General features: G+C 46.5%; 9 protein-coding genes and 2 pseudogenes. 7 read left to right on the top strand and 4 right to left on the bottom strand.

Translation table 11 applies throughout. From position 1 onward, the window contains the following. The coding region (aspS, locus tag Q0256_RS09060) for an aspartate--tRNA ligase (protein WP_297962358.1) at window positions 1-1585 on the bottom strand (1585 nt) is incomplete at its 3' end. Between the two features lie 97 nt (window positions 1586-1682). Between aspS and Q0256_RS09055 the strand changes: the two genes are divergently transcribed. The 6 genes from Q0256_RS09055 to Q0256_RS09030 all read left to right on the top strand — a co-directional run bounded on the left by Q0256_RS09055 (window position 1683) and on the right by Q0256_RS09030 (window position 7312). Further along, the gene (locus Q0256_RS09055) at window positions 1683-2564 is read left to right on the top strand and encodes an NAD(+) kinase (protein ID WP_297962356.1); all 882 of its coding nucleotides are present in this window, start codon (window positions 1683-1685) and stop codon (window positions 2562-2564) included. Continuing rightward, a complete protein-coding gene (locus Q0256_RS09050) occupies window positions 2558-4081 on the top strand; it encodes an AAA family ATPase (protein ID WP_297962353.1) in 1524 nt (507 codons plus the stop codon). The genes Q0256_RS09055 and Q0256_RS09050 overlap by 7 nt, the downstream gene beginning before the upstream one ends. 125 nt (window positions 4082-4206) lie before the next feature. After that, window positions 4207-5004 (top strand): TatD family hydrolase, encoded by a 798-nt coding sequence (locus Q0256_RS09045; RefSeq protein WP_295151491.1) that lies wholly within the window; start codon window positions 4207-4209, stop codon window positions 5002-5004. Next, window positions 5001-5999, top strand: coding sequence for a lytic transglycosylase domain-containing protein (locus Q0256_RS09040; protein WP_297882548.1), 999 nt, complete (start codon window positions 5001-5003; stop codon window positions 5997-5999). The genes Q0256_RS09045 and Q0256_RS09040 overlap by 4 nt, the downstream gene beginning before the upstream one ends. 13 nt (window positions 6000-6012) lie before the next feature. Next, window positions 6013-6768 carry a septal ring lytic transglycosylase RlpA family protein gene (locus Q0256_RS09035; RefSeq protein ID WP_297962351.1) on the top strand — a complete coding sequence of 252 codons (756 nt, stop codon included), beginning with the start codon at window positions 6013-6015 and terminating at the stop codon, window positions 6766-6768. Between the two features lie 238 nt (window positions 6769-7006). Then, window positions 7007-7312 carry a hypothetical protein gene (locus Q0256_RS09030; RefSeq protein ID WP_297962349.1) on the top strand — a complete coding sequence of 102 codons (306 nt, stop codon included), beginning with the start codon at window positions 7007-7009 and terminating at the stop codon, window positions 7310-7312. Between the two features lie 3 nt (window positions 7313-7315). Here Q0256_RS09030 and Q0256_RS09025 read toward each other — a convergent pair whose 3' ends face one another. The 3 genes and pseudogenes from Q0256_RS09025 to Q0256_RS09015 all read right to left on the bottom strand — a co-directional run. Next, complete coding sequence (locus tag Q0256_RS09025) at window positions 7316-7798, bottom strand: hypothetical protein (protein ID WP_297962347.1); 483 nt, start codon at window positions 7796-7798, stop codon at window positions 7316-7318. A 324-nt stretch (window positions 7799-8122) separates the two neighbouring features. Further along, window positions 8123-8542: pseudogene (locus Q0256_RS09020) on the bottom strand (7-cyano-7-deazaguanine synthase); the annotation flags it as partial. A gap of 489 nt (window positions 8543-9031) precedes the next feature. After that, window positions 9032-9298: pseudogene (locus Q0256_RS09015) on the bottom strand (7-cyano-7-deazaguanine synthase); the annotation flags it as partial. 54 nt (window positions 9299-9352) lie between these two features. On the opposite strand from Q0256_RS09015, the gene ybeY reads away from it, so the two are divergent. Then, on the top strand, window positions 9353-9982 hold the full coding sequence (ybeY, locus tag Q0256_RS09010; protein WP_297962345.1) for an rRNA maturation RNase YbeY: 630 nt from the start codon (window positions 9353-9355) through the stop codon (window positions 9980-9982). Window positions 9983-10075 lie beyond the last annotated feature (93 nt).

Here is a 10075-nt window from a genome sequence, read left to right as displayed (position 1 = left end):
CGATTGCGATACCTCCGTGCGGAGGTGCGCCGAAGCTTAGTGCATCGAGCAGGAAGCCGAATTTCTCCCTCTGCTCTGCAGGCTCGATCTTAAGCAGCCTAAAGACCTTCTCTTGAATGTCCGCTTTGTGAATCCTGATGCTGCCGCCGCCAAGCTCGATGCCGTTTAGCACGACGTCGTAGGCAATCGAGGTAATGTCCTCTAAATCAGGCTCGTCGGGATTGTTTGGCATCGTGAAAGGATGGTGCATCGCGGAGTAGCTGCCGTCGTCGTTTTGCTCAAACATAGGGAAATTTACGACCCACAAAAACTCAAGCCTGTTCGGATCTATGAGACCAAGCTCGTTTGCGAGGAAAATTCTAAATCTGCCCATATAATCAAGCACGATTTTCTTTTTGCCCGCGCCGAAAAATACGACGTCGCCGACCTTTAGCTCGCAGCGCTTGATGAGCTCGTCCAGCTCGCTTTTTTCAAAGAATTTTACTAGCGGCCCCTTTAGACCGTCCTCTTTTACTTGGATAAACGCAAGGCCCTGCGCGCCGAATTTTTTCACGTATTCCTCAAAACCTTGCATCTGGCGCTTGCTAAATTTCAGATCGCCGCCCTCGACTTTGAGCGCTTTTACGCGGTTGGCTTTGCGGTCTTTGGCTAAATTTGAAAAAATTTCGTTGCTCGATTTTTCAAAAATATCGGCTACGTCGATGAAAGGCATATCGTAGCGCAGATCGGGTTTGTCGCTGCCGTAAAGCTCCATCGCGTCCTTATACTCCATATGTCTAAAAGGGGTGACGATCTCGCGGCCGCAGGATTTGAAAATATCCTTTAAAACCTCCTCGGCTACGCGCATTACGTCGTATTGGGTATTGAAGCTCATCTCGATATCGATCTGCGTAAATTCCGGCTGGCGGTCGGCGCGCAGGTCCTCGTCGCGAAAGCAACGCGCGATCTGGAAGTATTTATCAAAGCCCGAGCACATCAAAAGCTGCTTGAAAAGCTGCGGACTTTGCGGAAGCGCGTAGAAGCTGCCCGGATAGACGCGGCTAGGCACCAGATAATCCCTAGCGCCCTCAGGCGTAGCGCGCGTTAAGATCGGCGTTTCGACCTCGACGAAGCCTAGCCTATCAAGAGCATTTCGCGCGGCGATCGCAGCCTTGGAGCGCATCTTAAATTTATCGAAGCTGCCCTCGGCGCGCAGATCCAAAAAGCGATATTTCAGCTTCGTTTCTTCATTGACGCTTTTATCACCGATTACGAAAGGAAGCGGTTTGCTCGGATTTTCGATCTCTAAGCTTTCTACTACGACTTCGATGTCGCCGGTTTTTAAATTTGGATTTTCCAGCCCTTCGCCGCGAGCGCGGATCTTGCCGACGGCTTTTAGAACGAATTCGTTTCGCACGGTATTTGCTACCTCGTATGCCGAGTGGCTATCTTTGGGATCACAGACTAGCTGTAAAAGCCCGCTTCGGTCGCGCAAATCTATAAAAATCACGCCGCCGTGGTCGCGGTAAGAATTTACCCAGCCGCACACGGTTACGACTTTGCCGACCTCGTTTTTACTTAGATCGGCACAGTAATGACTTCGCAAAATTACTCCTTTTTAATAAAATTTCAAGAGCCGATTATAGTTAAATTTTGCTTTTACAAAGCTAATTTTTTATAAAATAGCGCCCGAAAGTAGAAAAATGGAAAGCAAAAACAAAATCCACGAAAATTTAAAATTTGCAGGGCTGATAGCCAAAAAATCGGAGGAAATTCGCCCCGTCGCAGAGCAAATTTGCGAAATTTTAAAAGCGCAAGGTATTGAGCTTTTGCTTGAAGAGGACGGAGCGGAATTTTTCGGCCTTAAGCCGTATACGCTTGCAGAAATTTTAAAAAAGACCAATTTTTTAATCAGCCTCGGCGGCGACGGCACGCTCATCGGGCTTGCGAGGCTGCTAAGCGACAAAAACGCTTTTATTTTGGGTATCAACGCGGGTACTTTGGGCTTTTTAACGGACGTGCAGCCTAGCGAATTCGCAAAATTTTTAAAGGAATTTTTGCGCGGCGAATACGAGATCGAGCGCCCGTTTTTACTCGAAGTGATACTGGAAAACGGCGGCGGCAAAATCATCCGCAAGACCGCATTTAACGACGTCGTAATCACCCGCAGCCACATCTCCTCGATGGCGAAGATCGACGCATTTTTAAATAGAAAATATTTCAACACCTACTACGGCGACGGAGTGATCGTAAGCTCCGCCGTGGGCTCGACCGCGTATAATATGAGCGCGAACGGATCTATCGTCTATCCGCTGTGCGACGTGTTTTGCATCACGCCGATCTGCTCGCATAGCCTAACGCAGCGGCCTTTGATCCTGCCAAAAGAGTATCTCGTGAGTTTCAAAAACGCCGGAAGCTCCGAAGTTAGCGTCGTCATAGACGGACAAGACGTTTTTGATATGGCAGAATTTAGCAGCGTAAGCGCTAAAATTTCACATGCAAAGGCAAATTTAATAAAACGCAGAAGCTACGATTATTTCGACGTTTTAAAAGCCAAACTCAGATGGGGGCACGGCGGATGCTAGAAAGAATTTATATTAAAAATAATCTAGGTTTTTGCGAGAGCGAGCTTAGTTTTGGCCCGGGACTTAGCGTATTTACAGGCATCAGCGGCGCGGGTAAATCGGTATTAATAGGCGCTATTTTAGCGGTGTTCGGGCTTAAAGAATGCGAGGCTGAGCTCATAGAAGCGGACGTAGAGCATAAATTTGATATGGAAAATTTCGGCTTGATAAACGATACGCCAAATACCTTTCGCGTCCTAAAAGAGCGTAGCTTGCGATACTTTATAAATTCTCAATCAGTCTCGAAAAAAAATCTAAGCACGATCGCCGGCGAATACGTGAAATTTTTAGGCGCGAAAAACGCCGGCGAAATGAGTAGCGACAGCTTGCTAAAATTACTTGATTTTATCGCCGCGAAAAAAGATGCGGCGCACGCGCAAAGCCTATCGGAGCTCCAAAGCGCTTTTGTGGAATTTAGCCGCACAAAAAAGCAGCTGGATGAAATTTTGGATCAAGAGCGCAAGATCGAGGAGTTAAAGGAATTTGCTCGCTTCGAGATTGAAAAAATCGAGCGCGTATCGCCTAAGATCGGCGAATATGAGGAGCTTTTGCAGATCAAAAAAAAGCTTAGTAAAAAAGATAAGATCGAGGAACTTTGGGCTAGGGCGCAGGGTGTTTTTGAGTTGGAGCGCAGCGTCATCGAAGCGCTAAGTCTTAGCGGACTGGATAGCGCGTTTTTTGAGGATGCGATGAACGAGCTGCGGCTAAAGCAGGAAAGTTTAAATTTAGACGAGCTCGAAAATATCGACATAGAGAAAATTTTAGATCGTATCGAAGCTCTTAGCGCGCTAAATAGGCGCTACGGAAGCGTAGAAGAGGCTTTAGCTACGCTTGAAGCGCGCAAGAAAGAGCTTGAGCATTACGAGCAGTTAAGCTTTGAAAAAACCAAGTTGCAAGTGGAATTTAAACGTCTTAGCGAAGGCACCGCTATCCTTGCCGAAAAAATCAGCGAGGCTCGCAAGAGCACTAAAAAACGGCTCGAGGATCTGATAAATTCCTATCTAAAGCAGCTTTATATGGACGGAGTGGAGCTTAGTTTTAAGCCTACGGCGCTTAGTGAGTGCGGCACAGACGAAATTTGCGTCAGCTTGTGCAAGACGGAATTTAAAAATTTAAGCTCAGGCGAAACGAACCGCCTACGCCTTGCTTTCATCGCGGCAAGCTTGGAGCTTACAAATAACGGCGAGGGAATTTTGATCTTAGACGAGATTGATTCAAATTTAAGCGGAAAAGAGGCGATGAGTATCGCAAACGTGCTGGTAAAAATTTCAAAATTTTATCAAATTTTTGCGATCTCGCACCAGCCGCAGCTTAGCTCAAAGGCTGCGTCACACTTTTTAGTAAGTAAAACGAACGGCAAATCTAGCGTGAGATTATTAAGCGAAAATGAGAAAATAACAGAGCTAGCTCGTATGATAAGCGGCGAGACTATTACTGCAGAAGCCCTGGAATTCGCTAAAAAACTAAGGCAAAGCTGAAGGAATTTTAAGCTTAAGTTTAAATCTGAAATTTTTTGCTACAATACCGTGTTTAATTTAAATTTAAGTGTGATTTTGCAAAACGACGTAAAATCCGCTTCGAAAAATTTTATCAAGTGAGTTTTATGATTATAGATACACATTGCCATTTAGACGATGCTAGTTTCGACGCCGATTTGGACGCGGTGATTGAGCGCGCCACGATTGCAGGCGTGCGTAGCATCATCATTCCCGGTGCCGATGTAGCAGACCTAGATAAGGCATGTAAAATTTCGCATGCACGGGATAATGTGTATTTTGCCGTAGGGGTACACCCATACGAGATAGATTCTTTCGATATGGAGGTGCTGAAGCGGTATGCTGACGATCCCAAATGCGTGGGCGTTGGCGAATGCGGGCTTGATTACTTCAGACTTAAGCAGCAAGAGAGCAAGGAAACCAAAGCCTTAGAAATCTCCCGCCAAAAAGACGCCTTCATCTCACAAATCGATCTAGCAACACAACTTCAAAAACCACTTATAGTCCATATCCGAGAAGCAAACGAAGATAGCTTTGGAATTCTAAAAGATCGTGCCGGCGATTTATGCGGCGGTGTTTTGCACTGCTTCAATGCCAGCAAGCTTTTGCTAGGTCTTAGCGAATACGGATTTTACTTCGGTATCGGCGGAGTTTTGACATTCAAAAATGCAAAAAACTTAGCTGAGATCTTACCGCAAATTCCGCAAGAGCGCCTCTTAATCGAGACGGATGCACCATATCTAACCCCGCATCCGCATCGCGGCGAGCGCAACGAGCCTGCATTTACGAGACTCGTGGTAGAAAAAGTCGCGGAAATTTTAAGCCTAAGCGTAGAAGAGGTCGAAGCAATAACGACTCAAAACGCCTGTAGGCTTTTTGGCGATAAAATCAAAGGAGAGATATGAAAGCCATAAAATTTATACTGCTAGCCCTACTTTTAGTGGGCGAAGCGTTTGCGAGCCAGCCCGGTCTGATGCGCGCAAATCACGACTATATTTTAAATCAATTCGGCATCGAAAATAACGAATCGAGCAAAAACGTAGTCGCGGGCATATTCCGTGCGATCAATGCAAGCGATCGCAAGCAGTTTAAGCATATCGTGACCTCGCAGTCGCATAATGCCTACTTGGTCAAATCCGAGGTCGATAACATTGAAGCTCCAGAATTCTTATTGTATTTGGCAATGGTAGAATCTCATCTTAAAAATACGGTCACATCAGGCGCTAGCGCAGGTGGTATGTGGCAGCTGATGCCGGCGACCGCAAAAAATTTCGGTCTTAGAGTAGATAGTGCAGTAGATGAGCGTCGCGATCCCGCAGCCTCTACGGATGCTGCGTTTTCGTATATTTTGCATCTGAAGCAAAATTTTGGCAAGTGGTATTTAGCGCTAATGGCGTATAATTGTGGCGATCAAAAGCTTAAAAATGCGATTGCAGCTACTGGCAGCGATGATCTGGATCGCTTGCTAAAAAGTCCTGCACTTCCTAATGAGACTAAGAATTTTATCAAGCGCATTATTAAATACGCTTACATTGCTCAAAATGAAAATATGCGTAAAATTCTGCTTTTTGAAAGCGAGCCGTGGGGGCTAAAGCGTATCGCAGTAGCTCCGGGCACAAAGCTAAGCGCAGTTGCAAAACAGATCGGAATTTCGCCGTCGCAGATGCAGGATTACAACGCGCATATTAAAAACGGAATTTCGCCGCTTAACGGCAAGTACTTCTTTTATATCCCACAAAGCAAATATGCAGAATTTGTCGTAAATCAAGGCGCGTTTCAAGCGTATGAGCCACGTCTGAAACAGCGTAAGCCAGGACGGGTGTTAGCAGGTTTGGCGAACGAGCTTAGCCTTAAAGACAAAAACGAAATAGCGCTAAATAATATAAAATTCAACAAATAAGATCGGATCGTAGGTGTCGTACCAGAAAATCGCTCTTTTTAGTGCGCTTTTTGCGCTGATTTTTGCCGGTTGCTCGTTTCGCACCGCACCGCCTTCTAGATCGTCTGCGGGCGGTGCGGACAAGATCGGCAAAAACTCTCCCGCCACCATGCGCCCTTATAAAATCAACGGCAAAACCTACTATCCAGAGCAAGTAAGCGTCGGTGACACTCAAATCGGCATCGCCAGCTGGTATGGGCCGAATTTTCATGGCAAATACACCTCAAACGGCGAAATTTACGATATGAACGGCATGACCGCCGCGCACAAAACCTATCCAATGAATACTATGGTAAAGGTCACGAATCGCGACACTGGAGCTACTGCAACCGTGCGCATCAACGATCGCGGTCCATTCGTGGATGGTCGCATCATCGATCTTAGCAAAACAGCTGCTAATTTAGTAGGCGTATTTGCCAAAGGTACGGCGCCTGTAAAGCTCGAAGTAGTGGGTTTTTATGGGCGCACTATTGCTAAAGGCTCGCCGAAAGCAACCATCGTCGGCGGAAATTTTATGGTGCAAATCGGTGCGTTTAGAAACAGAAGCGGCGCACAAATTTATCAGCGCGATTACCACGGCACGGCGGGATATCCTGCGATCATCAAAGAATTTAGCATAGATGGCGCGCCGATTTATCGCGTCTTTTTAAGTGGATTTAAGAGCGAGGATGAGGCGAGAGATTTCGCGCATAATGGCAAGTTTACTGGAGCTTTCATCGTAAGGGAGTAGCAGTTTTATTTGACGGCTTTTACCTTCGTTTTTTTGCTTGATAAGGGTTTTGTTAAATTTATTTGTGAGCTACTTGCGGTAAAATTTCCCGTCATCTAATAGTTATCTGCTTTAGCTGCGGCGAAGTGCGAACTACTTGCAAGCTATTCGTAGCAGAAAAGTGCGCCTGCCTGCTTAAGCTTTGTTTTTTAATAGGACGCCGTAGCTGATAAAATTTCTATATTGTTATGGATAAAGCATGCAAAAATATCCGGAAGTTTATAGTTTAGAAAATAGTTTGGCTATACTTGAAAAATATAAAGACGAGCTGAGCGCAGAACAATACGAGCAAAACAGATCTATCATCTGTAACCACGCGATAGAGGGTATGTTTGCAAACGAGCAAGATATAATCGATCTTATCAAGGTCGATAAGGGAGAAAAAACATCCGATGAGATAATAAACGAATATAAAAAAGAGTGGGGCGTTTTTATAGCGCATAGAAAAATTAAATTTGATACTGAAATATCAGATGTATTTAAACGCAGCTCATCGATTCTTTGAATTTTAATCGTGCAGAAAAGTTACGACTTCGTGTTCTTTTGGAACATATTCCCTATTTTCAATACCGCCACTACCATACTCAGACAAGGCTTCATTTAAAATTTCATAAAGCTCATCTGTCGAAATATCTCCAATGTCAGAATTTACGCTTTGGAATTTATATTTGATTTTAAATGGATTTTCCGTGAAATATTTACTCGTTGTCTCATCATAAATTCGCCTTATATCAAGCTCGATATTTTTACCTTTATAATGAAGCAACCAAATATCCTCGCCCGTATAGCCATCTCGTGGATCCGGTAATTGAGGGCTACCGATAAAGATAAGATAGGTCTGTTTTTGTTTATCTACTACCCAATTTAACCATCTAATATCTTGATCGCTCAATAAAGGTTTTCTAAATTTTGTCCTAATTTTATTAACAGTGTCTATAACATTATATTTCTTCAAGTCCTCTTTCGAAATATGTTCGGCAACAAACGCCATTCTCTCCTCCTTAAGAAATTTAGAATTCAAATTTATACGATATGTTTATATCCGCCTATGCGCCAATAATATAGCGTAGGAGTTAAATTTATAATTGATTTTCGCTTTGAACCGTGCGCAACGCTCGCATTAAAATTTTTCAAATTTCAAAGCGCAGTTTAAATTTACAGTCGCAGCTCGGCGCGCGCTAAAGTGCAGGCCGCCGCCGTATGTTTGAAATCCCGCTATAAACTATGCGGCACTACGTATTCAAAACCCGCACATATCAGGCGCTGCGATGACACGCCGAGCTACGCGGGCTCGGTAAATTTCGCCGCGGCATGTCTAAATTTTTATCGCGTAGGGGATTTTATCTTTTGCGCCGGCGCCCGCAAAGCCTTTAAGCCGCAGCAGGCAGCTGTCGCAAAGCCCGCACGCAGCGTCCTCGCGCTCGTAGCAGCTCCACGTAAGCTCCAGCGGCACGCCGATCTCAAGCGCCAGCGAGACGATCTGCGCCTTGCTAAGGTGCACGAGCGGGGTTTTGATGCGCGGATGAAAGTCGCGGCTCGTGCCCAGATCGAGCGCTCGCTCAAACGCGCCGATGAAGCCCGCGCTGCAATCGGGGTAGCCGCTGCTATCCTCCTGCACCACGCCGATGAAAATCGCGTCGCAGCGCTCCTTCTCGGCGAGCGCGGCGGCGATGCTCAAAAACACGCCGTTGCGAAACGGCACGTAGGTGCTCGGCAGATCCGAAAACACGCTCTCGCCGCTTGGCGGTGTAATTTTATCGCTTTGGTTTTGCGATGAAATTTCACCCTCTGCGCGCTTTGATGAAATTTTATCGCCCTGCTGCGACTCGGCTCCGCTTTGAAGTGAAATTTCACCTTCCTGAACCAGAATTTTGCTGCCCTGCGATAAAATTTTGTCGTCGCGGGCTAAAATTTTACCGCCTTGCGGCGAAGGCTCATCGCCCCCTAGTGAAATTTCACCGTCTTGCACTAAAATTTCACTACTCTGCGCGCAACCGCTTCGCGCCGAATATACGCCGAGCGTAGCGCCCGCAGAGCTCGTCATGAAATTTGACGCAGCAAAATTTTGCCCGCCAATCTCGGCATTAATAGAATTCGCCACGATAGAATTTTGCCCATCTAATTCGGCGGCAGAATTTGTCTCGATAAAATTTTGCCTACTAAGCTCAGCATTCTTGGAATTTGCCACACTATCAAGCTCGGCGTCGGTAGAATTTGCCGCGCCGCAAAGCTCCGCCGCGCCCTTTCTGATCGGCAAGGCGCCGTCCGTAAGGGCGCTGCCGCCGATTTGCGCGATGAAGCGAGCGTCTAAAACGAACCTCTTTGCGACCCCCAAATCGTCGCAAATTTTACCGAAGCACTCGCGCTCCTTGCCCATCGTGCGCTGATTATAATCAAAATGCAGCGCCACGATCTCGTAACCTTCGCGCTTCGCGATATAGGCGCAGGTCGCGCTGTCCATGCCGCCGCTGATCACGCATAAAGCTCTCATTTTCGTCCTTTTTTTGCTAAAATTATACGAAAATTTTATAAAAGAGGGGTAAAAATGATACTTTGCGAGCAGCCCTATCCCGAAATTTTGGACGCTATCGCGGCGGAGCTGGGCGGCGGGAGCGTCGAGCTAATTTTCGTGCGCGGCGAGGAGATGCGGCAGCTAAACGCGCAAACGCGCGGCATAGATAAGACGACCGACGTGCTGAGCTTCCCGCTCGATCCTGCGGCGTTTGCGGGCTTCAGCGAGGGTTTGAGCGAGGAGAATTCCGCGCATGAAAACAGCGGCGGCAAAATTCTAAACGCTGCAAATTCTGCTAGTGAAAATACAGGCACCGTGAATTCTGCGAGTGAAAATTCCAATACTATAAATTCTGAAAATTCCGAGGGCGAAAGTCCTGGCGATGAAAATTTAAAAAATGAAAATTTTGACGGCGGGAATTTCGCCCCCATGCTACTCGGCTCGGTCGTGATAAATTTAGACCTCGTAGAGCTGAAAGCCGCGCAGCTGGGGCACGGCAGGGATGACGAGACGGCGCTGCTTTTTACGCACGGCATGCTGCACGTGCTAGGTTACGATCACGAAAGCGACGACGGACAGATGCGCGCCAAGGAGTGCGAGATCATCGAGAAATTCCGCCTTCCAAAAAGCCTGATCGTGCGAACGGAGGGAAGCGAGGAGTAGGCGCTGTATATCGAAAAGAGACGGGCAAAGGATATGTGCGGCGACGTAAAATTTTAATCAAATTTTAAAAACGCAGATTGGGAAGCAAAAACT

Origin of the sequence: uncultured Campylobacter sp., assembly GCF_937949835.1 — a bacterium.
Taxonomy (GTDB): Bacteria; Campylobacterota; Campylobacteria; order Campylobacterales; family Campylobacteraceae; genus Campylobacter_B.
Note: the sequence above shows the minus strand (reverse complement) of the source record. Positions and strands in the feature narration are given on the sequence as shown.

Bases quoted from the DNA above. Each gene is read 5' to 3' on its own strand.
- Q0256_RS09045 (WP_295151491.1), top strand. From the start codon at position 4,207: ATGATTATAGATACACATTGCCATTTAGACGATGCTAGTTTCGACGCC.
- Q0256_RS09040 (WP_297882548.1), top strand. From the start codon at position 5,001: ATGAAAGCCATAAAATTTATACTGCTAGCCCTACTTTTAGTGGGCGAA.
- Q0256_RS09055 (WP_297962356.1), top strand. From the start codon at position 1,683: ATGGAAAGCAAAAACAAAATCCACGAAAATTTAAAATTTGCAGGGCTG.
- Q0256_RS09030 (WP_297962349.1), top strand. From the start codon at position 7,007: ATGCAAAAATATCCGGAAGTTTATAGTTTAGAAAATAGTTTGGCTATA.
- Q0256_RS09025 (WP_297962347.1), bottom strand. From the start codon at position 7,798: ATGGCGTTTGTTGCCGAACATATTTCGAAAGAGGACTTGAAGAAATAT.
- Q0256_RS09050 (WP_297962353.1), top strand. From the start codon at position 2,558: ATGCTAGAAAGAATTTATATTAAAAATAATCTAGGTTTTTGCGAGAGC.
- ybeY (WP_297962345.1), top strand. From the start codon at position 9,353: ATGATACTTTGCGAGCAGCCCTATCCCGAAATTTTGGACGCTATCGCG.